Source organism: Streptomyces sp. NBC_01465, assembly GCF_036227325.1.
GTDB lineage: Bacteria > Actinomycetota > Actinomycetes > Streptomycetales > Streptomycetaceae > Streptomyces.
Genome location: NZ_CP109467.1, coordinates 1,222,572 through 1,246,761, shown reverse-complemented (window position 1 = coordinate 1,246,761; position 24,190 = coordinate 1,222,572). Strand labels below are relative to the sequence as shown.

Genomic DNA, 24,190 nt, shown 5'->3' with positions numbered 1-24,190 from the left:
TCACAGCAGGGCGAACTGCCCCTCGGGGCCTTCCTCGTGGTGATCGAGGACCGATGCGGGGCGGCGGGCTGCCGGTGGCACCGGCAGCACTCCCGCCGCCCTCAGGTCGGCTCGCGACAGCTGCGGACCCGTCAACTCGGGCCGGGAAGCGTTCAGTTCGGAGAGCAGGGTCAGCACGGTGATCAGCTCCAGGAGCTCCGACGTCCACTCCTGCGGCCAGTCGGGCAGATCGTCCGCGGTCGTACGACGGTGGAACCAGAGGTCCAGCATCCGGATGTCGCCCACGTGGAAGTCCCACGCCCCGGCCGGCACCGGCGAGATGCGGCCCGCGCCGACGAGCAGCGCCTCTTCCTCGGGGTCGTGGCCGACCTCGGTGGGCCGGGCGGGCAGCGGCGCCCGCACATAGGGGCGCCGGCCGCCCGGCAGCCTGGGGCGTTCGCCGCCGCGTGCGCCGCGCAGCTGGATCCGGAGCAACTCCCGCCCCCACGCGACGCCCTCGGCCCACGCCCCGGGCTCGGCGGGCAGTCCCACCGCCGCCGTGCCCGCTGCCAGGCACCAGGCCAGTACGTCCTCGGGGGTCACGTCGTGCCCGTACCGCTCGCTCAGATACGGCAGCAGACCCGGCGCCAGATTGGGCTCGGCCCCGCCCGGCCTGCGGTACAGCGGCCGGATGCGGCCCGGGGACCCGGCGGGCAGCAGTGAGGCGACGGTGAAGTCGTCGACCAGGAAGAGCTGATGGCCGTCGGCGACCCGCCACAGCTCGGGGCGGGCCGCGTCGATCAGCCGGTGGTCGGGTATCAGCCACTGCTCGTCGTACGGTCCGTACGCCACCCGGACCGGCTCCGGGCAGGGACCCGACTCGCGTGCCAGGCGCCCCGTACCCGTGGACCGGCCCGGCAGCGCGGCCACCGAACTCCCCGTCGTACGGGACCTGGTGGGCCCGAAGAGCCGCTCGCGCTCCGCACCCTGCGCGGCCACCAGCGCACCCCAACGCGCCCTGAGCGTCCGTGCGTCGGGAGCGACCACCCAGCCGCGCCCCAGGCGCAGGGGCGCCACCGACCAGGGCATCAGATCGTCGAGCAGAGGCACGTCAGCAGTCACCGAATCATGCTACTGACCCGTCTCAGGGCGCTTCCACCGTCACGGAGAAGGAGAAACGGTCGCCGCGGTACCGGATCCGGGCCACGTCCACCACCCGTCCGTCCTCGTCGTACGTCACTCCCGTGTAGTGCAGGATCGGCGAGAGCAGCGGCACGCACAGCAGTTCCGCCGTCATCGGGTCCGCGAGCCGCGCCTCCACGGTGTCGGTGACCCGGCTGATCCGTACCCCCAGCGCGTCGCGCAGCACCTTCGTCATCGGCCAGCGCTCCAGATCGGCGAGGTCGAGCGCGGCGGCGATCTCCGGACGCAGGGCGTTCTCCACCCAGTTGGTGGGCTCACCGCTCTCGCCGTCGCTGCGCAGCCGCTTGTACGTGACGACCTCGTCGAGGCCGGGGAAGTGGTCGGCGATCTCGCCCGGGACCGGGCCGAGACCGTGGCCCAGGATCGTCGTCTGCTCGCCCGACTGCTGGGCGACGATCGCGTCGATCGAGCCGAGCAGCCTGCGCGGGGCGCTGCGGCGCGCACCCGGTTCGATGAAGGTGCCGCGCCGCCGGTGCCTGCTGATCAGGCGCTCCTCCTCCAGCTCCTTCAGCGCCTGGCGCATCGTGAGCACGCTCACCCCGTAGTGCGCGGCGAGCTGCTCCTCGGTGGGCAGACGCAGCGGGTCGTCGGGGCGGCGGCCCAGTATCGAGGCGCGCAGCGACTGCGAGACCTGGTACCAGAGCGGCAGCTTGCGGTTCAGGACCAGCGAGTCGGGCGCGAACGAGGACACGGGGCAGCGCCTCCAGTCATGGGCGGAAGTGGCGCTGGAGACCCTGCCACACGTCGTCGTACGCCGGCTGCAGGTGGTCGGCGTTCGCGGCCTGCGCGGTCGCCGTCACCGGCCAGCGCGTCTCGAACATGAAGGCCAGACCGTCGTCGATCTTCTGCGGCTTCAGCTCGGCGGCGCTCGCGCGCTCGAAGGTCTCCCGGTCGGGTCCGTGCGCGGACATCATGTTGTGAAGGGAGCCGCCGCCGGGGACGAAGCCTTCGGCCTTGGCGTCGTAGGCGCCGTCGATCAGGCCCATGTACTCGCTCATCACATTGCGGTGGAAGTACGGCGGCCTGAACGTGTCCTCGCCGACCAGCCAGCGCGGCGCGAAGACCACGAAGTCGACGCCCGCCAGGCCCGGGGTGTCGGAGGGGGAGGTGAGGACCGTGAAGATCGACGGGTCGGGGTGGTCGTAGCTGATGCTGCCGATGACGTTGAAGCGGTGCAGGTCGTAGACGTACGGGACGTGATTGCCGTGCCAGGCGACGACGTCGAGGGGGGAGTGGTCGTAGGTCGCGGTCCAGAGATTGCCGCAGTACTTGTTGACCACCTGGACCGGGCCCTCGACGTCCTCGTACGCGGCCGTCGGGGCGAGGAAGTCCCGTGCGTTGGCCAGGCCGTTGGCGCCGATCGGGCCGAGGTCGGGGAGCTGGAAGGGGCTCCCGTAGTTCTCGCAGACGTACCCCCGGGCGCTCTCGTCGAGCAGCTCCACACGGAAGCGGACTCCGCGCGGGATCAGCGCGATCTGGCCCGGGCCTGCGTGCAGCAGGCCGAACTCGGTGCGAAGCAGCAGACCGCCGTGCTCGGGGACGATCAGCAGCTCTCCGTCCGCGTCGCTGAACACGCGGTCCGTCATGGAGAGGTTGGCGTGGTAGAGGTGAACTGCCATGCCGGTGCGCTGAGTTGTGTCGCCGTTGCCGCCGACCGTCCACAGTCCGGCCAGGAAGTCGGTGCCCGGCGCGGGCTCGGGGAGCGGGTTCCAGCGGAGCCGGTTGGGGTCGGGGACCGACTCGGTGAACGGGGCGGAGCGCAGGGCGCCGTTGTCCGTCCGCCGATACGGGGGGTGCGCGGCCGAGGGGCGGATCCGGTACAGCCAGGAGCGGCGGTTGCGTGCGCGGGGCTCGGTGAAGGCGCTCCCGCTGAGCTGCTCCGCGTACAGGCCGAGCGGCGCGCGCTGCGGGGAGTTGCGGCCGTGGGGCAGAGCGCCGGGAACCGCCTCCGAGCTGTGTTCGTTGCCGAAGCCCGAGGAGTACGTGAGTGACTCCGCGGTCTTCCGCGCCTGCTCGCTGCCGTTCATGGTCCGCTCCCACTCGCCGCACATCCGCATTCCTATGCTCAACAGTAGGATTGTGGGTGCGGTGCGTCAATGGGAGCGCGGCTCAGGTGATCGCGGCCGAGGCTCCCCGCAGGAGCAGCCCGCAGCCGAGGGCGAAGACCACGAAGGCGGTGCTCAGCGGGGCGGCGCGATGGGCCAGGGCGAGGAGTCGGCCTCCGTGCTGACGCCGTGTCGCGATACGGCGGGCCGCGTGTTCGGTGATGCGTACGGCTGCGAAACCGGCGGCGGTGAGGGTGAGGGCGAGCCCGGCTCCGTAGGCGATGACCAGGAGGAAACCGAACCAGGCCTGGCCGAGAGCGGCCGCACCGACCAGCACGAGGACGGCGGAGGGGCTGGGGACCATGCCGCCGGCGAAGCCGAGGAGGATCGTGCCGCGCAGGGAGAGGGCGGTGGGGTGGGTGTGCGGGTGTGCGTGGTCATGGTCATGAGGGTGTGGATGCGCGTGCGCGTGTGCCTGGTGCCGGCGGCGCCACGCCCTGCGCAGCAGCAGCGCCCCCGCCCCCGCGACCAGGGCGCCGCTCGCCACGCCCAGCCACGACACCACGGACGGCGTGGCCGCCGAACCCGCCGCCACCAGCGCACCCAGGGCGAACACCCCGAGCGTGTGCGTGACGGTCACCGAGGCGCCCAGGGCCACCATGTCGCGCCGCGAATGCCGGCCCCTGGCCGCGGCCGCCGCGGCCATCAGTGTCTTGCCGTGGCCCGGCGCGAGCGCGTGCACCGCGCCCAGCAGGAGCGCGGTCGCCAGCGCGAGCAGGGCGAAACCGAAGGTCAGATGGTGCCGCGCGACCAGACCCGTCAGTGCCTGGGTCCAGCGGTCCGCACCCCGGGGGAGTACGGATGCGGCGCCGCCGGCGGGCTTGTCCGCGGCGAGTGGGGGACCGCCGGGGGCGGCGGTCAGCGTGGCCGAGGTGTCCGACGGCGGGGAGGAGAGCAGCCGCTGGGGGTAGTTCGTCAACCGCTGCGAGGTGGACTGTTCGGGGACGTCGGAGGCCTTGAGGGTCGTACGGTCGCCGCGCGCGGTGATCTCCCGCCAGCCGGGGCCCTGCGCGTCGGGGGTATGGAAGGTGAGGGTGCTGCGGCCCGCGGGCAGCGCGGCCGTCAGCCGGCATTCCACGCGCAGGGTGTTCAACCCGGCCTGCCCCGGTCGTACTTGGGCGCGGTGCGAGGCCGTGGTGAGCCGGGCCCGCTGCCCGTTCGCGGTCAGCCGGGTCCGGTCGGCCGCGGAGGTGCAGCGGGCCGCGGACCAGGTGTCGAGCTCGGCCGGGGAGAGTTTCCTGTCGCCGTCGCGATCCACGGAGGGCTCCGCCTGCGCGGCCGGGATCTCGGCCAGATCCTCCACATGGTCCACCCTCAACTCGTGGGCGGCCACGACCAGTCCGTCGTACTGATTGACCGTGAAATTGCCCAGCGGGTGCGCCTGGGCGGTGCCCGCCAGGGCGGCGGAGGCGATGAGGGCGACCGCGCCCGCCACGACGATGCGCCGCCCGTTCACAACGCCTCCAGTGCGGCCCGCGCCTGCCGCGAACCCGTCGGTGAGAAGCGGGAGTTGAGTGCCAGTGCCGTGGACAGCGAGCGGCGGGCGGCGCGTGGCTCGCCCGCGGCCCGCTCGATCATGCCCCGGTGGAAGAGGAACGCGGCGTTGCGGTAGCCGGGGGCGGCGGCCTTCACCGCGTACGGGAGTGCCTCGCGGGCCCTGCCGCTCCGGTACAGCGCCCAGGCCAGCACGTCCGCCGTGTGCACCGTGTGCCGGCGCGCCCACTCGGCGCGGGCGGCCCGCAACCCCTCGGCGGCGCTGCCGTGTTCGGCCTCGGCCAGCGCGGTGTCCAGGTCGGTGTTGACGCCGCCCGCACGGGCCAGCGCCGTCCAGGTGGAGATCAGCGCGTACTGCCTGCGGGCGTCGGCGGGGCGGCCCCCGGCCTCGTACAGCTCACCGAGCGCGACCAGTTCGGCGGGGAGCGGGTAGCGGGCGACGACGGCCTCCATCCCGGGTACGGAGCCGCCGGTGCGGGCCCGCCACTCCAGGGCCGGGAGATGGCGGGGGTCGGCGCGCAGCGCGGTGGTGAAGTGGTCGAGGGCTGCCCCGTACTCGCCCTGGGACCAGGCGAGTTGACCGAGCGCCGTCGCCACGTAGGCACGGTCTCCGGGCGCGGTGGCGGTACCGAGCGCCTGGGTGAGGATCCGGCGCGCGCCCGCCACGTCACCGCGCAGCTCGTGGACGTACGCGAGCCGGGTGAAGACCGGGACGCCGGGCCGCCTGCGGTCGGCCTCCTCGGCGGCGGTCGACGCGGCCCCGTAGCGGCCGAGTTCGACGAGCGCGTCGATGCGGACGGCGAGAGCGCCCTGGCTGTAGGGGTTGAGGGCGAGGGCGGCCCGCGCGTCGCGCAGCGCCCCCGTGAAGTCGTGCCGCGCGGCGGCGAGGGCCGCACGTCCCGCGAGCGCCGCGTCATTGCCCCGCGGCTGTACGGAAAGAGAGCGGGCGAGGGCCTGTTGGGCCTGCGGGTAGCGCCCCGGGTCACCGGTGGTCCGCGCCTGCTCCACATAGGCGGCGCCGAGCCGGGCCCAGGCCGGGGCGTCCCTGGGCTGTGCCCTGAGGTGGGCCTGGAGCGCCGCGACTCCCGTGCCGGGCGCGAAGTCCCCGGTCGCGGACGGGGCGGCCGGACCGCCTCCGGCGACGATCCCGGCCGCGCTGATCGCGACGGCGACGGCCGCGGCGGCTCCGCCCACGGCCACCGCGCGGCGTGACACGAAGCGACGGCTCCCGGAGTCGGTCTCGTACAGGGACATCCTGCTGTTCCTTTCGCACGGTGCGGATCGGATCGGTGCGCGGTGGGGCGGGAAGGGGAGGTGACCCGCCCCACCGGGGGCGCGGCCGCCGGGGATGCTGCGCAGCCGCACCGGACACGGGGCCTCAGCCGAGGAGGCTCCGGCGGCGCATGCGCCACCAGGCCAGGCCGAGGCCTATCAGCAGCACTCCGCCGCCCGCGCCGGCCGCCGAGGCGATCAGCAGGGTGTCGTTGGTGCCGCCCGCGCCGCCGGAGGACCCGGTGAGCGCGGTCGAGCCCGACATCCGGCTGTCGGTGCTGTTGCCGGAAGAGGAGCCCGAGCCTTTCTTCGCGAGCGGACCCTGCGAGCCGGAGGCAGGCAGTGCGAGGTACGGGAAGCTGCTCCCGAACTGCTGGTCGTTGGCGTTCACCGCATCGCCCAAGTCGTTCTTGTTGCCGACGAGTTCACCCTCGACGGCCTGCAGCGAGATGTCGATGACGTCGTCGGTGAGCCGGCGCCCGTTGGGAAAGCCCGCATTGTCGCCGTCGAGGACCCCGAGCCGCTTGGGCGAGGCCGTCGGCCTGATGGCGGTGTTCAGCCGCAGTTCCTCGGCGGGCCGGACCCCCGGAGGCTGGTTGAGGCCCTTGACCCCGGTCAGATAGACCGAGACGAGGTCGTTGCGCGGCTCCTTGGGCGCCTTGATCTTGTAGATGGCCTCGATGAGCTTCGGGAGCTCGGGCTTGGTCACGTACGGAAGGAACTGCCCGTCGTTCCAGGGCGCGGACGCGTTGAACCTGTCCTTGTCCTTCATCGGTACGACGACCTCGTTGACCAGCGGGTTGCCGAGCCGCGAGACCTGGGTCCAGCCGCCCTGCGCGTTCTTGCGCTGGGTGGTCGACCAGACGCCGATCGTCGGCTGGGACGCCGACTGCCGGATCTTCGCCGTGGGGATCTGCAGGGCGACGCTCTGGACGCTGTACCCCTTCAGGGTGTCCTTGCCGACCTCGGAGAGATCGCCCCCGTACAGCAGGTCGAAGACCCGCAGATCGAGGAAGAAGGGGTCGTCGGCCTGGCCCGCGAAGGCCGTGGAGCCGTCGGAGAGCCGCTTCACCGCCTGGTCGCGCAGCGACTTGTAGTCGGGCATCGACGCCTTGCCGACGTTGGACGGGGCGACGGGCAGGTCCCTGGCGATCTTCGTGTCGGAGACGAGCCGCTGGTTGTCGAGGCGGAGCAGGTCGATGTCGTAGGTCTGGGTGAAGTTGAGGTCCGGGTCGTCGACGGTCTTCACCGCGCCCGTGTTGTAGAGGAAGGTGTTGCCGTTCTTGGTGTGGTCCTTGAAGGTCCACCGGTAGACGAACTCCCCTTGTCCGTCACCGTTGTTGTCGATGTGGATGTCGTACTGGGCGTCCGGGGCGAACTTGTAGAAGTTCGGCCCGCCCGCCGGTTCCTCGAAGGGCAGCCAGTTGGCGACGAGTGTCGTCGTGTCAGGCCGGTCGGGGCTGACGAAGGCGTACACGTCGGTGTTGTCGTACTGGGGCTGCCCCGAGATCAGCGGAGCCTCCCGGTGGCTGGAAGCCTGCGCGGCCCCCGGTTCGAGCGCCTTTACGCCGGCGGCGGCGAGCCCCCCGGCGGCCAGCGCACCACAGGTGAGCGCGGCGAGGGACCTGCGTCCCCGCGCGGTCCTGGTGATTGCGGTCATCGCGTCCGTCCGTTCCGTTCGACAAGTTCGGTCTTGTCTGACGGATGGCATTCGCGTCCGGCGGGGGCCGTGGATTGGGCACGATGCGTAACAGTCGGGCAACAGGCCTTTACGGTACGGGAGTTGGGGTCAAAGCCAGGCGAGCGAAGCGGCCCTCTCCAGTGTGTTCAGGGTGGCGGACCGGTCGCCCGTGACGCTCTGGGGGATGTCCCCGGGTGCGTACCGTCCGCCCATCAGCAGGCAGAAGTCGACGGTGTCCACGGCGAGTTCGCCGACGACGGGACCGGTGTCCGACCCGAGCCGCTGCCGGTGGATGTCGTCGGGTCCCGGGCCTCGGAGGGTCAGCAGGACCGGTGGTGCGCCCGGGTTCGTCGCCCGCTGCAGGATGCGCAGGGCGAGCCCGACGAGACGCCGCAGATGCTCACCGGCGGGCGGTGGCACGGAGTGGCCGATCGCCCGGCCGATGTCGTCGGTGTGGACCCATGTCTCGAACGCCCGGATGAGGAAATGCTCCGCGACCGGCAGCCGCAGTCCCATCAACTCGACCTCTGTGCAGGCTAGTTCGGTGCTATACGCGGACGGCGAGGCCAGCAGCGTGCGCGTCTGCTCGCGCCAGGTCCGCCAGGTCGCCGCCGGGGTGCGCGCGTGTTCACGGGCGATGACGGCGGCCGTACGCGCGGCCCAGGTCTCGTGCCAGGGGGCGTCCGACGGTGGCGGGGCCTCACCGGGATCCGGTGCGAGCCGCAGTGCGAGCGGCTCGTCGGCGGCCACCAGATGCGCGACGGTGGCGTGCACATCCCAGTCGTGCACCACCGGCGCCGCCCACAGCCCATCGGCCCCATCGGCCCCATCGGCCCCGGAGTCCCCCACCTCCCGCAGCAGCGCGTCGAGCCCGGCCACCGCGGCGGCGTACGGCGCGGCGTGCGCCGCCACCCGGGGTGCGGCCTCGCGCCGTCCCAGCGCCGCCGCCAGCACGGCGCCGCGCGCCCCCGCCGGTGTGCGGATGTCGTCCGGCCCGTCGAGGACGGCGACCGCCGTACGCAGCCGGGCGGCCTCCGCCGTACAGGGTGCGCAGCCCGCCAAGTGGTCCCGGACCAGCCGCTCGTCGCCCGGTTCGCCCGCACGCAACGCCCACGCGCCGAGCAGGTCGCGTACCGCTTCGTGGCCCTCGGACATCACACACCCTCTTCGATCGCCGGGTCGGGCGGCTCGGCCAGCATGGTGGCCAGTCGGTGCAGGGCGGCCCGCAGCCTGCTCTTGGCGGTGCCTTCGGGGATGCCGAGTTCCGCCGCTGCTTGACGGTACGTCCGGCCCGCGAAATACGACAAGTGGACCACCTGCCGCTGGGGCAGCGGGAGTTCGGCGAGCGCGGAGTGCAGCATGAGGGCGCGCTCCGCGTCCGGATTCTCCTGCACCTCCTCGGTGTGGACGACCGCCAGCGCGCGGGCGGCCTTGCGGTGGCGTTCCTCGCTCCGCACCCAGTCCACCGCCCGCCGGTGCGCCAGCATGGACAGCCAGGTCCGCAGCGAGCCGCGGTCCGGGTCGAAGGCGTACGGGCGCGTCCAGAGCTGCGTGAATACCTCCTGCGCGATGTCCTCGGCGGCCGAGGGGGAGCGGGTGACGCGCAGGGCGACGCGGGTGACGAGCGGGCCGTAGGCGTCGTACGCGTCGGACAGCGCGGACCCGTCCCCGTACACCAGGCGTTGCCTGAGTTGCTCGTCGGTCGGCGGCTTGCTGTGCGGAGGCTCCACCGGCACCACCCCTCGTGCAGCCTTCCTAGCGCCCGGACGCACCCCCGCGCCAGCCGTCGTCAGGACATGACGTCCGCGCCGCGGGCTCGGGGCATGATGGGGACCGTGCCTGAAGATCACGAGAACACCCTCCGCAGGGCCCCCGTGCAGCAGCGCAGTGCCGAGCGCCTCGACCGGATACTGGAGGCCTGCGCCGTACTGCTCGACGAGACGGGGTACGAGCACCTCTCGACCCGCGCCGTCGCGGCCCGCGCCGGGGTGCCCATCGGCTCCGTCTACCGCTTCTTCGGCAACAAGCGGGCCATGGCCGACGCCCTGGCCCGCCGCAATCTGGACATGTACGCGGAGCGGATCGCCGCCCGGCTGGCCACGCTTCCCGCGGCCGACTGGCACGCGATGATCGACGCCGTACTGGACGAGTACCTGGACATGAAGCGGACCGTCCCCGGCTTCGCGCTGGTCGAGTTCGGCCCGCCGGCCACCCCGTACGAAGGGAACTCCCTGGTCGCGGACCGGCTCACGGGGCTGCTCGGCGCGCATCTGGGCCGCACTCCCGACGAAGCGCTGCACCGGACGTTCCTGGTCGCGGTCGAGGCCGCCGACGCCGTACTCCAACTCGCTTTCCGTACCGACCCCGAGGGCGATCCGGCCTTGGTGACGGAGGTGCGCATCCTCCTGCGCGCGTATCTCGCAAAGACTCTCGACTAGCTCTCGCCGCCATGCGTACCGGTCGGTATGCTCACCCAAGCCCGCGCGAACCGCTGCCGTCCCGGGAGAGTTCATGTCTCGTACCGCCCTGCGCATCTGCCCGCTGTGCGAAGCCACCTGCGGACTCACCCTCACCATCGAGGGCACCCGCGTCACCGGAGCCCGCGGCGACCGCGACGACATCTTCAGCCAGGGATTCATCTGCCCCAAGGGCGCCTCCTTCGGCGAACTCGACTCCGACCCCGACCGGCTGCGCACTCCGCTGGTCCGCAGGGACGGCGAGCTCCAGGAGGCAAGCTGGGACGAGGCGTTCGGCCTGATCGCCGCCCGGATCAGGCCGCTGATCGAGAGTTACGGACCGAACGCGGTCGGTGTCGTCCTCGGCAACCCGAACGTCCACACCATGGCCGGCGCCCTCTACCCGCCGGTCCTCCTCGCGGCGCTCGGCACCCGCAGCCTCTTCACCGCAAGCACCCTCGACCAGATGCCCAAGCACGTCTCCAGCGGCCTCCTCTTCGGCGACGCCCTCGCCATCCCCGTCCCCGACCTGGACCGTACCGACCACCTCCTCCTGCTCGGCGCCAACCCCCTCGACTCCAACGGCAGTCTCTGCACAGCAGGGGACTTCCCCGGCCGGCTGAAGGCGCTGCGCAAGCGCGGCGGCACCCTCACGGTCGTCGACCCGCGCTCCACCCGTACGGCAAAGATCGCCGACCGGCACCTGGCGATCCGCCCCGGCACCGACGCCCTGCTGCTCGCCGCGATCGCCCACACCCTCTTCGAGGAGAAGCTCACCGACCTGGGCGCCCTCGAAGGACACGTCGAGGGCGTCGAGGAACTCCGGGACGCCGTACGGGAGTTCACCCCCGAAGCCGTCGCCGCCGCCTGCGACCTCACCGCCGCCGACATCCGCTCCCTCGCCCGCGACCTGGCCGCCGCACCCACCGCCGCCGTCTACGGCCGCGTCGGCAGCTCCACCGTCCAGTACGGCACCCTCACCAACTGGCTCGTCGACGTCCTGAACGTCCTCACCGGCAACCTCGACCGCCCCGGCGGCGCCCTCTTCCCGCTCTCCGCCACCGACCGCAAGCCCCGCCCCGCCGCCCCCGGCCACGGCTTCGCGCTCGGCCGCTGGAAGAGCAGGGTCAGCGGCCACCCCGAGGCCAAGGGCGAACTCCCCACCGCCGCCCTCGCCGAGGAGATCGAGATGCCCGGCGAGGGGCAGATCCGCGCGCTGATCTGCATCGCCGCCAACCCGGTCCTCTCCGCCCCCGACGGCGACCGCCTCGACCAGGCCCTGGCCGGACTCGACCTCATGATCAGCGTCGACCCGTACCTGAATGAGACCTCGCGCCACGCGGATGTCGTCCTGCCCCCGCCGCCGCCCTCCCAGAGCGCCCACTTCGACTTCGCGTTCAACACCTTCGCCGTACGCAACCAGGTCCGCTACTCCCGCCCCGCCGTCCCCCTCGAACCCGGCCGCATGGACGAGAGCGAGATCCTGGCCCGGCTGATCCTCGCGGTGAGCGGGATGCACGGCGCCGACCCGGACTCCGTCGACACGATGGTCATCGAGCAGACGCTCTCCAAGGCCGGAGCGCCCAAGGAGCTGGCCGCGGAGCTCACCGGCCGCACCGGGCCCGAGCGCCGCCTCGACCTGATGCTGCGCCTCGGCCCGTACGACCTCACCCTCGACGAGGTCCTCACCCACCCGCACGGCATCGACCTCGGCCCGCTGCAGCCGCGCATCCCGCAGATCCTCAAGACCCGCAGCGGCCGCATCGAGCTCTTCCCCGCACCGATCGCCGCCGATCTGCCGCGCCTGCACGGCGCATTGGCCGGCCGCCCCGACTCGCTGGTCCTCGTCGGCCGCCGCCATCTGCGCTCCAACAACAGCTGGATGCACAACGTCTCCACCCTCAACGGCGGCTCCAACACCTGCACCCTCCAGGTCCACCCCGAGGACGCGGCCCGGCTGGGCCTCACCGACGGATCTCCCGCCCGTATCGAGGGAGAAGGGGGAGCCCTGGAGGTCCCGGTGGAGGTGACCGACGCCGTACGCACCGGAGTGGTGAGCCTCCCGCACGGCTGGGGCCACGACCGCCCGGGGACCAGGGGAGCGGTCGCCTCCGCACGCCCCGGCGTCAACGTCAACCAGCTGCTCGACGGCTCGCTGCTCGACCCGCTGTCGGGGACCTCCGTGCTCAACGGTTTCCCCGTCGAAGTCGCCCCGCTGCCGTGACACCCCTGTGACCTGGTGTTTTGCTCGTATTGCTCACGCGTCAACATCTTGTTAACGCTTCTGGACGCCCCCTAACGTCATCCGGACCGCCACCCCCCGGTGGAGTTCAAGGGTGAACGTTAGGTAATCCACATGCTGACAATCCTCGGCTTCGCCATGATCGCGACCTTCCTGGTCCTGATCATGCTGAAGAAGATGTCGCCGATCGCGGCGCTCGTTCTGATCCCCGCCCTCTTCTGCGTCTTCGTAGGAAAGGGAGCACATCTCGGCGACTACGTCATCGAGGGAGTCGGCAGCCTCGCGCCCACCGCGGCGATGCTGATGTTCGCGATCGTCTACTTCGGTGTGATGATCGACGTCGGCCTCTTCGACCCGATCGTCCGGGCGATCCTGCGCTTCTGCAAGGCGGACCCGCTGCGCATCGTCGTCGGCACCGCACTCCTCGCGGCGATCGTCTCCCTCGACGGCGACGGCTCCACCACCTTCATGATCACCGTCTCGGCGATGTACCCGCTCTACAAGCGCCTGAAGATGAGCCTGGTCGTGATGACCGGTGTGGCCGCCATGGCCAACGGCGTGATGAACACCCTTCCCTGGGGCGGCCCGACAGCCCGCGCGGCGACCGCGCTCAAGGTCGACGCCTCCGACATCTTCGTGCCGATGATCCCGGCGCTCGCCGTCGGTCTGCTGGGCGTCGTCGTCCTCGCGTACGTCCTCGGCCGCCGCGAGCGCAAGCGCCTCGGCGTGCTCACCCTCGACGAGGCGCTGGTGGCGGAGCCCGAGACGGTGCTGGTCGGCGCGGGCGGCGGCTCTCTTACGAAGCCGGGCACGGGCGGCGCCGGCACGACCACCGAGGACAGTGACGACGACGAGGGCTTCCAGGGCCTCGACCCGAACCGCGCGACCCTGCGCCCCAAGCTCTACTGGTTCAACGCCGCGCTCACCGTCGCCCTGCTCACCGCGATGATCATGGAGTGGCTGCCGATCCCCGTGCTCTTCCTGCTCGGCGCGGCCCTCGCGCTGACCGTCAACTTCCCCCACATGCCCGACCAGAAGGCCCGCCTCGGCGCCCACGCCGAGAACGTCCTCAACGTCGCGGGCATGGTCTTCGCCGCAGCCGTCTTCACCGGCGTCCTCACCGGCACCGGCATGGTCAAGCACATGGCGGACTGGCTGGTCGGCGCGATCCCCGACTCCATGGGCTCCCAGATGGGCCTGGTCACCGGGATCCTCTCCATCCCGCTCACCTACTTCATGTCCAACGACGGCTTCTACTTCGGCGTCGTCCCCGTCCTCGCCGAAGCCGGCGCCGCACACGGCGTCTCCTCGCTGGAGATCGCCCGCGCCTCCCTCGTCGGCCAGGCGCTCCACATGTCGAGCCCGCTGGTCCCCGCCGTCTACGTCCTGGTCGGCATGGCCAAGGTCGAGTTCGGCGACCACACCCGCTTCACCGTGAAGTGGGCCGTCCTGATCTCGCTCCTCGTCCTCGTCTCCGGAATCCTCTTCGGCATCATCTGATGGTCTCCCGCACCTGGTTGCTCCGCCTCGTCATCGCCTTCAGCTTCGCGCAGGGGGCGGTGTCGATGGCGCGTCCCGCCGTCTCCTACCGGGCGCTCGCGCTCGGGGCGGACGAGCGGGCGATCGGTGTGATCACGGGGGTGTACGCGCTGCTCCCGCTCTTCGCCGCCGTCCCCCTCGGGCGCCGTACGGACCACGGGCGGTGCGCGCCGCTCCTGCCCGTCGGCGTCGCGCTGATCGCGGCGGGCTGCGCCCTCAGCGGTACGTCGGGCTCACTGGCCGCGATGGCCGCCTGGAGCGGGGTGATGGGCCTCGGCCACCTCTGCTTCGTGATCGGCGCCCAGTCGATCGTGGCCCGCCAGTCCGCACCGGACGAACAGGACCGCAACTTCGGCCACTTCACCATCGGCGCCTCGCTCGGCCAGCTGATCGGACCCGTCGCCTGCGGCCTCGTCGTCTCCGAACACGACGGAGCCTTGGGGCGTACGAGCGCCACCGCCCTCCTCGTCTCCGCCGCCGTCGCCGCCGTCTCCCTCACCTCGCTCTGGCGGATCGAGCACCGGCGCGCGCCCGCCACCCGTACCGCCCAGGCGCCCAAGGTCCCGGTCACGAGCATTCTCCGTACGCGCGGAGTCCCCGCCGGGATCTTCATCAGCCTCGCCGTGCTCTCCGCGACCGACATCCTCACCGCCTACCTCCCGGTCGTCGGCGAACACCGCGGGATCGCACCCGTCACCGTCGGAGTGCTGCTGAGCGTCCGGGCCGGAGCCACCGTCGCATGCCGACTGGTGATGACGCCGCTGCTCGCCGTCCTGGGGCGCACGGTCCTCGTCACCGGCACCTGTCTGCTCGCGGGTCTGCTCTGCGCGGGCATCGCACTTCCCGTCCCCGTATGGGCACTTGGCGTGATGCTGGCCCTGCTCGGCTTCTGCCTGGGCGTCGGCCAGCCGCTCTCCATGACGACGGTCGTCCAGGCCGCCCCCGACGAGGCCCGCTCCACCGCCCTGGCCCTGCGGCTGACCGGCAACCGGCTGGGCCAGGTGGCGGCCCCCGCCTCGGCCGGGCTCGTCGCGGGAGTCGCCGGGACGGCGGCGCCGTTCGTGATGCTCGGGGGACTGCTGCTGACAGCGGCGGGACTGGGGATGCGCGGCGGACGGCAGCGCGCACAGGACTGCCCGGAGCCGCCCCCGTCACGGGGGATGAACACCAACGGGACGGCTCCGAGCAGTGCGGCGAACGTAACAAAGAGCCGTTACTGAGGCATTACTGACGCAACGTCAGACGCTGCGTGGTGTCGATGCGCTTCCGACTGGTCGGTTCAGGCCATTCCCGACCGGCCGGTAACACGCTAACTTGCCGCCCAGCCGCCACTTCAGGCCGCAGTCGTTCGCTCCATTCCCACGGGTGGAATTTCATGTCGCGCGCCATCTCCTTGCAGAACGTCACCAAACGGTACGGACGCGGTACCCCCGCCGTCGACCGTCTCTCGCTCTCCGTCGAACCGGGCGAGTTCCTGGTCCTCCTCGGCCCATCGGGCTGCGGCAAATCGACGGTGCTGCGCATGATCGCCGGCCTCGAGGAGATCACCGAGGGCGAGTTGAGGCTGGACGGCGAGTACGCCAACCACCTTCCGCCCGGCGGCCGCGGGATGGCGATGGTCTTCCAGAACTTCGCGCTCTACCCGAGCATGACCAGCCGCGACAACATCGGTTTCCCGCTCCGCTTCGAGGCCCCCGGCGAGGACCACACGCGCCGCGTCGAGGCCACCGCCCGGCTGCTCGGCATCGCCGACCTGCTCGACCGCTACCCCGGCCAGCTCTCCGGCGGCGAGCGCCAGCGCGTCGCGATGGGGCGGGCGATCTCGCGGCGCCCCTCCGTCTTCCTGATGGACGAGCCGCTCTCCAACCTCGACGCCAAGCTCCGCAACCACCTCCGGGCCGAAATAGCCCAGCTCACCCGGGAGTTGGGGGTGACCACGGTGTACGTCACCCACGACCAGTCCGAGGCGATGTCCCTCGGCGACCGGGTGGCAGTGATGCGCGGCGGGATCCTCCAGCAGGTCAGCCGCCCCCGCGAGTCCTACAGCCTGCCCGAGAACGTCTTCGTCGCCGCCTTCATCGGCACCCCGCGCATCAACCTCCTGCAGGCCGTCGTGCACGCCCCGCTGGAGGGCCGCATGTCGATCGACCTCGGCCGCCAGCGCCTGGCCCTGCCCGAACCCCTCAGCTCCGACCACCAGTTGCTCCGCATCCAGCAGGGCCGCCGTCTCATCGTGGGGCTGCGCTCGGAGGCGGTACGGATCGCGGCGCCGAGCCAGGCCCGCCCCGGCGAGGTGGCGATCAGCGGCATCGTCGAGCACGTGGAGTTCCAGGGGCACGAGGCGCTGGTGCACCTCAACACCGGCTCGCAGCCCGCCCTCGTACCCGACCTGGAGTCACCGCGCCCCCAGCCCGCCCCGCGCCGCCGCCAGCTGCAGGGCGCCGGAGTGCTGTCGCGGCTGCGGGAGCGCACGCACATCTCGGGACCCGTGGTGGTGCTCGACGAACCGGAGGCCCCGGGAGCGACGCCCGACCGGCCCGCGCTCTCCTCCGGCGATCTGGTCGTACGCACCGGACCCGATGTGCGGCTGCGCAACGGCGGGCAGGTGCCGCTCCTCGTCGACCTCGCGCACCTCTTCGTCTTCGACCACTACGGGCGCAGGATCTGCCCCGCGCCGAAGGAACTGCCCGGCTTCGAGATATGAGCAACTGCGCTGAGCAGTCACATCAGTTCGCGGACCTCGGCCACGCGCCGCAGGCCCGCCGGATAGGGGAGGTCGCGCGCCGGTTCCTCGGCGAGGGCGAGGGCTTCGGCCGCCTCGGCGGGCCTCCCCAGCCGGGCCAGGGCCAGTGCGTGCACCACCCGTACCTCGATCTCCGTGATCCGCTCCCCGGCCTGCGCGGCCCGCTCGGCCTCGGGGGCGGCGAGCGACGCGGACTGCTCGTGACGGCCCGCGGACACATGCGCCCAGGCGGCCAGCAGTGGCGAATCGGCCGGGTCCACACCGCCGAGCAGCCGCAGCGCATCCTCGGGCTGCCGTGCGCGCAGGGCCAGTTCGACGCGGGCGGTGCGCGCCTCGTGGTGCGCCTGGCGGTCGTTGCGTTCGGTGGCGGCCTTCTCGGCGCGCTCCAGGAGCGCGGCGGCCTCGGACTCGCCGCCGGTACGCATCCTGACCCGGGCCAGGGCCGCGAGCGCGTAGGCCAGACACCACTCGCCGTTCGACTCCGCGCCGCGTACCGCCTCCTCGGCGTGCGTCAGCGCCTCGTCGAACTCCTCCATGAGCAGGTGGAGTTCGGCGAGATTGGCCCGTTCGAAGGCGGTGGCCGTGGGGTCGCCGGAGCGCTCGGCGAGATCCAGGGCGCGCCGTCCCGTGGAGATGGCCTCACGGAGCCTGCCGCCCCGGCGCGCGTTCTCCCGCAGGATCGACAGTACGCTGGTGAGGAGCGTCGGGTCGCCGTACGCCTCGGCCGGGGCCAGCGCCCGGTCGGCCGCGGCCCGCGCCTCGTTGAACCGCCCGGCCAGCCCCAGATTGCTGGCCTGCATCGCGAACGCCCGTGCTACGAGGCCCTGTCCGGACAGGCCGGTCATGCCCCGGGCGGCGTCGAGGGCCTGCACGGCCGCCGCGTGTCCCTCCTCGTACTGGCCCTGTACGAAGAAGACCACCGACCGTGCCGTGTGGTGCGTGGCGGCGGGCTCGGCGGCGGTGTCGGGACCCGGCGGGTAGGCGCGCAGGATCTCCGCGCCGAACAGCGGTGTCCTGGCCTTGACCAGGGTCTCCGCGAGATGCCCCGCGGCCAGCACCTCGTCGTCGCGCTCGCCGCGCCGCCCGAACTCGGCGAGGGCCTCGCGCAGCGCCGCGGCGGCCTCGGCGAAGTGGCCCATGCGGCGCAGCACATGGCTGTGCGCGAGCCGGGCGCGGGCGGCGTCGACGTCGAGCCGGGCGACCAGGTCGCGGTAGTAGCGGTCGGCGGTGTCGTTGGCGTACAGGGCAGCGGCGCGTTCGGCTGCCCGGCGCAGATACTCGGCGGCGCGCGGGTCGTCGGCGCGGGCGAAGTGCGAGGCGAGCGCGTCCACGGCGTCGGGCCGGTGGCGCAGCACGGCCTCGGCGAAGGCGGAGTGGAGCTGTCGGCGGCGTACGGTGCTGAGCTGTTCGTAACAGGTCAGCCGTACCAGCGGATGCCGGAAGGCGAGTCCGGCCACGGGGCGGCCGTCCACGACGACCTGCCGTTCGACCACCAGGGCCGCGGCGATCGCCTCTTCGAGCGCGTCGGCGGCCTCCGTGCCCGCCATGCGCAGACCGCGCTCGGCCACGTCGAGCACCTCGGAGAGCGAGGCCTCGCCGCCGGAGGCCGACAGGGCCTCGACCATGCGCCGCGCCACCGGGGCGACCCGGCCGAGCCGCTCGGCCACCAGCTGGCGCACGGTGTCGGGGGCGGTCGACTCGCCGAGGGAGCGGGCGAGTTCGACGGCGAACAGCGGGTTGCCGAGGGAGAGTTCCCAGACCCGGTCGGTGGCGGTGCCGACGTCCGCGGCCACGGTGAGGCAGGCGTCCCGGTCGAGCCGGGTCAGCTCGATGCGCCGTGCGAGTCCCTGGCGTACGAGAGCGGCCAGGCCCGCCCTGCGCGGATCGGTCTCCGCCAGCTCCTCCTCGCGGCAGGTGACGGCGAAGCGCCAGGGGGCGCCCGCGTCGGCCGCGCGCCGGGCCAGATGGCTGAGCAGCTGGAAGGAGCCGGCGTCGGCGGCGTGCAGATCGTCGAGAACGACCAGGACCGGGTGCTGGTCGGCCAGTTCGCCGAGGAGGCCGGCGGTGGCGCGGAAGAGCCGGTCGCGCTCCTCCTCGGGGCTGCGGTCGGCCAGGCTGCGGACCCGGCCCAGCGAGGGGAGCAGTGAGGCGAGTTCGGGGTACTCGGCGCCCGCCCCGGCCCGCTCGGCGGTCGGCCGGTCGGCCAGCCAGCCGTCCAGGGCCTCGGCGAAGGCGCCGTACGGCGTGTGCCCCTCGGCGTCGTGACCGGCGCCCCACAGCACCGCGGTCCCCTCGGCCGCCGCGATCCTGGCCGCCTCGCCGACGAGCCGGGTCTTGCCGAGGCCGGCCTCACCGGTGAGCAGTTGGACGGGCGGGGCGTCGGGGGACAGGAGGGCGCGCAGGACGTCGTCGCGGCCGCGCAGCGGGGTCGGCGCGGGGTTGCGTATCGCGGCCGGGAGGACGGGCGCGGAGGGACGCAGGACGGGCGCCGCCGACAGTGCGGACTGGTGCAGCCGCTCGGTCTCGGATCCGGGCCGTACGCCGAGCTCGGCGTCCAGCGCCTCGCGGCACAGGTGGTACTGGCGCACGGCCTTGCGCCGCAGGCCCTGACGTACGTACGCCTCGATGAGCACCTGGTGTGCCTGCTCCTCGGCGGGGCTGGTCAGCAGGACCTGCTCGGCCGCGGCTGCGGCCTCCTCGGGCGACCCCTCCGACAGATGTGCCTCGGCCAGTCCGAGGGTCACGCGCTCGCGCAGGGAGCCGAGCCGCTCGCGCCGGGCCTCGGCCCAGGGTGCGTACCGGTCCTCGGGAAGCAGCTCGCCCGTGAACGCGGCGAGCGCCTCCGCCAGGGGGCCCGACCCGCCGTCGCCGAGGGCGCGTTCGGCGAGGGTCTCCGCATGGTCGGCGTCGATCCACACCGTCTGCGGCTCCAGCCGCAGCAGCGCGCCCTCGCCCAGGAGGTACGAGGAGGCGGCGCGGGGAGCCAGCTCCGGTTCGATGGCCCGGCGGGCGGCGTGCAGGGCCACCCGCAGCGAGCCGGTGGCGGCCTGCGGGTCCGCGTCCGGCCAGCAGATGTCCATGGCCTGCTCGCGGTGGAGGCTGTGGCCGGGGGAGACGGCGAGCAGTTTGAGCAGGGCGCGGGCGCTGGGCCGCGGCCAGCGTTCGGCGAGCGGGGGACCGGCATCGCGATCCACGCGAAATCCGCCGAAAAGGTACACGCGGAGCAGTGGAGGGGCGGAGTTGGTGGTTCCGTTCGTTATTTCCGCGCCCATAGGGGCGTCACTTTAACCTTTTTCCACCAGACCCTAGGAAGTGCCCGTTACTGACGAGTTACCGGCGTGATGAGGTCGGTCCCGAGGGCCCTGGCGTCGCAAAACTAACAGCGCTAGTTTGGGCGTGGACGACACCCGCAGGCTTCTGGAGGAGTGCGATGAAGGCCCATGACGGCATGTACATCGGCGGTGCGTGGCGGCCCGCCGCCACCGCGGACACGATCGCGGTCGTGAACCCGGCCGACGAACAGGTCATCGGCCACGTCCCGGCCGGCTCGGCCGAGGACATCGACGCGGCGGTACACGCCGCCCGCAAGGCCTTCCCCGGCTGGGCCGCCACCGCGCCCGCCGAGCGGGCCGCACTGATCGGCGCCCTGCGCGACCAGCTGGCCGCCCGCAAGGACGAGATCGCCGAGACGGTCACCGCCGAACTGGGCGCCCCGCTGCAGTTCTCGCAGATGGTGCACGCCGGCGTCCCGGTCCTCGTCGCGGGCTCGTACGCCGAACTGGCCGCCACGTACGCCTTCGAGGAGAAGGTCGGCAACTCCACGGTCTACGCGGAGCCGCTCGGAGTCGTCGGTGCGATCACCCCCTGGAACTACCCGCTGCACCAGGTCGTCGCCAAGGTCGCCCCGGCGCTCGCGGCGGGCTGCACCGTCGTCCTCAAGCCTGCCGAGGACACCCCGCTCACCGCCCAGCTCTTCGCCGAGGCGGTCGACGCGGCAGGCATCCCGGCCGGCGTCTTCAACCTGGTCACCGGCGTTGGGGCGGTCGCGGGCCAGGCCCTGGCCGCGCACGAGGGCGTGGACCTGGTGTCCTTCACCGGCTCCACCGCGGTGGGCCGCCAGATCGGCGCCACGGCAGGTGCGGCGATCAAGCAGGTCGCCCTGGAGCTGGGCGGCAAGTCCGCCAACGTGATCCTCCCCTCCGCGGACCTGGCCAAGGCGGTCAACGTCGGCGTCGCCAACGTCATGGGCAACTCGGGCCAGACCTGCAGCGCCTGGACGCGGATGCTGGTCCACCGCGACCAGTACGACGAGGCCGTGGAGCTGGCGCAGGCCGCTGTGGCCAAGTACGTCCCCGGAGAGCGCGTCGGCCCGCTGGTCAACGCCAAGCAGCAGGCACGCGTGCGCGGCTACATCGAGAAGGGCATCGAGGAGGGCGCGCGCCTGGTGGCGGGCGGCCCCGAGTCCCCCCTGCCGTCGGGCTACTACGTCCGTCCGACGGTCTTCGCGGATGTGACGCCCGAGATGACGATCGCCCAGGAGGAGATCTTCGGCCCGGTCCTCTCGATCCTCAAGTACGAGGACGAGGAGGACGCCCTGCGCATCGCGAACGGCACGGTCTACGGCCTCGCGGGTGCGGTCTGGGCGGCGGAGCCCGCAGAGGCCGTCGCCTTCGCCCGCCGGATGGACACCGGTCAGGTCGACATCAACGGCGGCCGCTTCAACCCCCTTGCCCCCTTCGGCGGTTACAAGCAGTCGGGTGTGGGCCGCGAGCTGGGCTCGCACGGCCTCACCGAGTACCTCCAGACCAAGTCCCTCCAGTTCTGAGCCAGGAGACACCCTTCATGGTCCGCGCCGCCGTCCTGCCCGCCGCCGACTCCCCGCTGGAGATCGCCGACATCGAACTCCCCGCTCCCGGCCCCGGCCAGGTACGGATCCGCCTCGCAGCCGCCGGAGTCTGCCACTCCGACCTCTCCCTCACCAACGGCACCATGAAGGTGCCGGTCCCCGCGGTCCTGGGCCACGAGGGAGCGGGCACGGTGATCTCGGTGGGCGAAGGCGTGACACACGTAACCCCCGGCGACGGTGTGATCCTCAACTGGGCCCCGTCCTGCGGCAGTTGCCACCCCTGCACGCTCGGCGAAGTCTGGCTCTGCACCGACGCGCTGAAGGGCGCGGCCAACATCCACGCCCGCACGGCGGACGGCACGGAGCTCCACCCCGGCCTGAACGTGGCGGCGTTCGCCGAGGAGACGGTGGTCGCCGCGAACTGCGTCATCCCCGTACCCGAGGGCATCCCGCTCACGGAGGCGGCGCTGCTCGGCTGCGCGGTCCTCACGGGATACGGGGCGATCCACCACTCCGCGAAGGTCCGCGAGGGCGAGACGGTGGCGGTCTACGGCGTCGGGGGAGTGGGCCTGGCCACGCTCCAGTCGGCCCGTATCGCCGGAGCGTCGACGATCATCGCGGTGGACGTCTCCCCGGAGAAGGAGGAGCTCGCAAGGGCGGCGGGAGCCACGGAGTTCGTCCTGGCCTCGGAGACGACCGCCAAGGACATCCGCAAGCTCACGGGCGGCCAGGGCGTGGACGTGGCGGTGGAGTGCGTGGGCCGGGCGGTCACGATCCGCACGGCGTGGGAGTCGACGCGCAGGGGCGGCCGTACGACGGTGGTGGGCATCGGCGGCAAGGACCAGCAGGTCACGTTCAACGCGCTGGAACTCTTCCACTGGGGCCGGACGCTGGTGGGTTGCGTGTACGGCAACTCGAACCCGGAGGCGGACCTGCCGGTCATCGCGGAACACGTTCGGGCGGGCCGCTTCGACCTGAGTGCGCTGGTGACGGAGCACATCGGGCTGGACGGAATCCCGGCGGCGTTCGAGAACATGATCGCGGGCAAGGGAGGCCGGGCGCTGGTGGTCTTTTAAATTCAAGCCCCTCCGGCGATTGAGGAGCGGGGGTCCGGGGGCGGAGCCCCCGAAAGAGCGGGGCCAGGGGGGTCTGGGGCTCCGCCCCAGTTTCGGGAAGGGGCGGGGTCGGGGACTGGCTCCGCGCAGCGGCGACCCCGGCCCCGCCCCACGCCGCCTCACCGAAGCGACTCGGCCGAGATCCCCAACACCGCCCCCAGCACCCGCTCCCCGCCCCCAGTAACCCGAACGGCCCGCCCCCGCCCCACCCGCTCGCACCACCCCACCTCCATCGCATGCCGACAAAGAGCCGCCCCCGCAACCCCCGCCAGATGCGGCTTCCGCTCGGTCCAGTCCAGGCACACCCGTACGAGCGGCCGCCGCCCCCGCACCTCAAGCGGAATCCCCAACTCCCCGAACCACTCCACCCCTTGACCGCTCAGCGCAACGCCCGCGCCCACCTCCAGCAGCCCGCGCCCCACCATGGCCTCGGTGATGGCGATCCCCAGCCGCCCCGCGAGATGGTCGTAACAGGTCCGCCCCCGAGCGAGCGCAGCCTCCGCGTTGACGGCCCGCAGCCCGCGCGGAGCCGTGTCACCGCCTCCCGCGTAAGCGGCCAGCTCCTCCACCAGATGCGCAACCCCCTCGTCGGCGATCCGCACATACCGATGCCGCCCCTGCCGCGCCTCACTCAGCAGCCCACCGGCAACGAGCTTCCCCAGATGCTCGCTCGCCGTAGACGCGGCCACCCCGCCCGCCCGCGCCAGCTCACCAGCGGTCCAAGCACGTCCGTCGAGCAGTGCAAGACAGAACCCCGCCCGGGTCTCATCGGCAAGAAGCGCAGCAAACGAAGCAAGCTCTCGAGCACCCATACGACCAGTCTCCGTCAACGACCCTTCGGCGCCGACCGAACCAACTCGAACTGCAAAGCCAACCCGTCCACCAACGCCCGAAGCCCCGTCTCGAAGGCCCCTTCGTCGACCTGTTCCTGCCGGTCGGCGAGCAGATGCGCCTGCCCCAGATGCGGATAGTCGCCGGAGTCGTAAACATCCCGGTCGTCGACGAACCCCCGCGCGAAGGACCCCAGCGCGGACCCGGTGATGAAGTACCGCATCAGCGCACCGATGTACGTCGCCTGGGCGGGCGGCCACCCGGCCCGCACCATCGCCCCGAACACCGCGTCGGCCACCCGCAGCCCCGCGGGCCGCCGCCCGGGCCCCCGCGCGAGCACCGGCACCACATGCGGATGGTCGGCGAGCACAGCGCGATACGACACAGCCCAGTCGTGCAGAGCCTCCCGCCAGTCCCGCCCGTCCCCCTCCTCGAACATCGACAGGTCGATCCGCGCGGACAGCGCGTCGGCGACCGCGTCGAGGATCTCGTCCTTGTTGCGGAAGTGGTTGTAGAGCGAGGGTCCGCTGACCCCCAGCTCGGCGGCGAGCCGACGCGTGGAGACGGCGTCGAGCCCCTCCGCGTCGACCAGAGCGCCTGCTGTCTCGACGATGCGCTCCCGGCTGAGCAGGGGCTTGCGTGGGCGGGCCATGGCGCACATAGTAGGCCCTGCAGCCATTAAAC

General features: G+C 72.4%; 18 protein-coding genes. 7 read left to right on the top strand and 11 right to left on the bottom strand.

Features of this window, described 5'->3' with window-relative positions; all coding sequences use genetic code 11:
* From OG707_RS05595 to OG707_RS05560, 8 genes are all read right to left on the bottom strand, one after another.
* Positions 1-1,068 carry a type ISP restriction/modification enzyme gene (locus tag OG707_RS05595; RefSeq protein ID WP_329127623.1) on the bottom strand — a complete coding sequence of 356 codons (1,068 nt, stop codon included), beginning with the start codon at positions 1,066-1,068 and terminating at the stop codon, positions 1-3.
* A gap of 55 nt (positions 1,069-1,123) precedes the next feature.
* Positions 1,124-1,873, bottom strand: a complete 750-nt coding sequence (locus tag OG707_RS05590) for a GntR family transcriptional regulator (protein ID WP_329114976.1) — start codon at positions 1,871-1,873, stop codon at positions 1,124-1,126.
* 16 nt (positions 1,874-1,889) lie between these two features.
* The gene (gene hmgA, locus OG707_RS05585) at positions 1,890-3,209 is read right to left on the bottom strand and encodes a homogentisate 1,2-dioxygenase (RefSeq protein ID WP_329127621.1); all 1,320 of its coding nucleotides are present in this window, start codon (positions 3,207-3,209) and stop codon (positions 1,890-1,892) included.
* An 82-nt stretch (positions 3,210-3,291) separates the two neighbouring features.
* Complete coding sequence (locus OG707_RS05580) at positions 3,292-4,743, bottom strand: nickel transporter (RefSeq protein WP_329114974.1); 1,452 nt, start codon at positions 4,741-4,743, stop codon at positions 3,292-3,294.
* A complete protein-coding gene (locus OG707_RS05575; protein WP_329114973.1) occupies positions 4,740-6,035 on the bottom strand; it encodes a tetratricopeptide repeat protein in 1,296 nt (431 codons plus the stop codon). The genes OG707_RS05580 and OG707_RS05575 overlap by 4 nt, the downstream gene beginning before the upstream one ends.
* 124 nt (positions 6,036-6,159) lie before the next feature.
* Entirely contained in the window at positions 6,160-7,713 is a 1,554-nt protein-coding gene (locus tag OG707_RS05570) for a DUF4331 domain-containing protein (RefSeq protein WP_329114972.1), read from the bottom strand.
* A 129-nt stretch (positions 7,714-7,842) separates the two neighbouring features.
* Positions 7,843-8,889 carry a maleylpyruvate isomerase N-terminal domain-containing protein gene (locus OG707_RS05565; protein WP_329114971.1) on the bottom strand — a complete coding sequence of 349 codons (1,047 nt, stop codon included), beginning with the start codon at positions 8,887-8,889 and terminating at the stop codon, positions 7,843-7,845.
* Entirely contained in the window at positions 8,889-9,473 is a 585-nt protein-coding gene (locus OG707_RS05560) for a sigma-70 family RNA polymerase sigma factor (protein WP_443071266.1), read from the bottom strand. The genes OG707_RS05565 and OG707_RS05560 overlap by 1 nt, the downstream gene beginning before the upstream one ends.
* 87 nt (positions 9,474-9,560) lie before the next feature.
* On the opposite strand from OG707_RS05560, the gene OG707_RS05555 reads away from it, so the two are divergent.
* From OG707_RS05555 to OG707_RS05535, 5 genes are all read left to right on the top strand, one after another.
* Positions 9,561-10,172 carry a TetR/AcrR family transcriptional regulator gene (locus OG707_RS05555; RefSeq protein WP_329127619.1) on the top strand — a complete coding sequence of 204 codons (612 nt, stop codon included), beginning with the start codon at positions 9,561-9,563 and terminating at the stop codon, positions 10,170-10,172.
* Positions 10,173-10,245: 73 nt separating this feature from the next.
* Positions 10,246-12,414: a molybdopterin oxidoreductase family protein gene (locus OG707_RS05550; protein ID WP_329114968.1), complete on the top strand. Its 2,169-nt coding sequence runs from the start codon at positions 10,246-10,248 to the stop codon at positions 12,412-12,414.
* Between the two features lie 132 nt (positions 12,415-12,546).
* Complete coding sequence (locus OG707_RS05545) at positions 12,547-13,932, top strand: CitMHS family transporter (RefSeq protein ID WP_329114966.1); 1,386 nt, start codon at positions 12,547-12,549, stop codon at positions 13,930-13,932.
* Positions 13,932-15,191, top strand: a complete 1,260-nt coding sequence (locus tag OG707_RS05540; RefSeq protein ID WP_329114964.1) for an MFS transporter — start codon at positions 13,932-13,934, stop codon at positions 15,189-15,191. Before OG707_RS05545 ends, OG707_RS05540 begins: the two co-directional genes overlap by 1 nt.
* Before the next feature lie 155 nt (positions 15,192-15,346).
* On the top strand, positions 15,347-16,675 hold the full coding sequence (locus OG707_RS05535) for an ABC transporter ATP-binding protein (protein WP_329114960.1): 1,329 nt from the start codon (positions 15,347-15,349) through the stop codon (positions 16,673-16,675).
* A 17-nt stretch (positions 16,676-16,692) separates the two neighbouring features.
* On the opposite strand, the gene OG707_RS05530 is transcribed toward OG707_RS05535, so the two are convergent.
* Positions 16,693-19,908, bottom strand: a complete 3,216-nt coding sequence (locus OG707_RS05530; RefSeq protein ID WP_329114958.1) for an ATP-binding protein — start codon at positions 19,906-19,908, stop codon at positions 16,693-16,695.
* A gap of 236 nt (positions 19,909-20,144) precedes the next feature.
* Between OG707_RS05530 and OG707_RS05525 the strand changes: the two genes are divergently transcribed.
* On the top strand, positions 20,145-21,539 hold the full coding sequence (locus OG707_RS05525) for an aldehyde dehydrogenase family protein (protein ID WP_329114956.1): 1,395 nt from the start codon (positions 20,145-20,147) through the stop codon (positions 21,537-21,539).
* A gap of 17 nt (positions 21,540-21,556) precedes the next feature.
* A complete protein-coding gene (locus OG707_RS05520; protein ID WP_329114954.1) occupies positions 21,557-22,636 on the top strand; it encodes a Zn-dependent alcohol dehydrogenase in 1,080 nt (359 codons plus the stop codon).
* A gap of 158 nt (positions 22,637-22,794) precedes the next feature.
* Here OG707_RS05520 and OG707_RS05515 read toward each other — a convergent pair whose 3' ends face one another.
* Positions 22,795-23,487, bottom strand: coding sequence for an ArsR/SmtB family transcription factor (locus OG707_RS05515; protein ID WP_329114952.1), 693 nt, complete (start codon positions 23,485-23,487; stop codon positions 22,795-22,797).
* A gap of 14 nt (positions 23,488-23,501) precedes the next feature.
* Positions 23,502-24,158, bottom strand: coding sequence for a TetR/AcrR family transcriptional regulator (locus OG707_RS05510; protein ID WP_329114950.1), 657 nt, complete (start codon positions 24,156-24,158; stop codon positions 23,502-23,504).
* Positions 24,159-24,190 lie beyond the last annotated feature (32 nt).

What these genes read in the sequence shown, in the direction of transcription:
- OG707_RS05595 (WP_329127623.1), bottom strand. Translation starts at nt 1,068, where the DNA reads ATGCCCTGGTCGGTGGCGCCCCTGCGCCTGGGGCGCGGCTGGGTGGTC.
- hmgA (WP_329127621.1), bottom strand. Translation starts at nt 3,209, where the DNA reads ATGAACGGCAGCGAGCAGGCGCGGAAGACCGCGGAGTCACTCACGTAC.
- OG707_RS05575 (WP_329114973.1), bottom strand. Translation starts at nt 6,035, where the DNA reads ATGTCCCTGTACGAGACCGACTCCGGGAGCCGTCGCTTCGTGTCACGC.
- OG707_RS05570 (WP_329114972.1), bottom strand. Translation starts at nt 7,713, where the DNA reads ATGACCGCAATCACCAGGACCGCGCGGGGACGCAGGTCCCTCGCCGCG.
- OG707_RS05565 (WP_329114971.1), bottom strand. Translation starts at nt 8,889, where the DNA reads ATGTCCGAGGGCCACGAAGCGGTACGCGACCTGCTCGGCGCGTGGGCG.
- OG707_RS05555 (WP_329127619.1), top strand. Translation starts at nt 9,561, where the DNA reads ATGGGGACCGTGCCTGAAGATCACGAGAACACCCTCCGCAGGGCCCCC.
- OG707_RS05550 (WP_329114968.1), top strand. Translation starts at nt 10,246, where the DNA reads ATGTCTCGTACCGCCCTGCGCATCTGCCCGCTGTGCGAAGCCACCTGC.
- OG707_RS05545 (WP_329114966.1), top strand. Translation starts at nt 12,547, where the DNA reads ATGCTGACAATCCTCGGCTTCGCCATGATCGCGACCTTCCTGGTCCTG.
- OG707_RS05540 (WP_329114964.1), top strand. Translation starts at nt 13,932, where the DNA reads ATGGTCTCCCGCACCTGGTTGCTCCGCCTCGTCATCGCCTTCAGCTTC.
- OG707_RS05535 (WP_329114960.1), top strand. Translation starts at nt 15,347, where the DNA reads ATGTCGCGCGCCATCTCCTTGCAGAACGTCACCAAACGGTACGGACGC.
- OG707_RS05525 (WP_329114956.1), top strand. Translation starts at nt 20,145, where the DNA reads ATGAAGGCCCATGACGGCATGTACATCGGCGGTGCGTGGCGGCCCGCC.
- OG707_RS05520 (WP_329114954.1), top strand. Translation starts at nt 21,557, where the DNA reads ATGGTCCGCGCCGCCGTCCTGCCCGCCGCCGACTCCCCGCTGGAGATC.
- OG707_RS05515 (WP_329114952.1), bottom strand. Translation starts at nt 23,487, where the DNA reads ATGGGTGCTCGAGAGCTTGCTTCGTTTGCTGCGCTTCTTGCCGATGAG.
- OG707_RS05510 (WP_329114950.1), bottom strand. Translation starts at nt 24,158, where the DNA reads ATGGCCCGCCCACGCAAGCCCCTGCTCAGCCGGGAGCGCATCGTCGAG.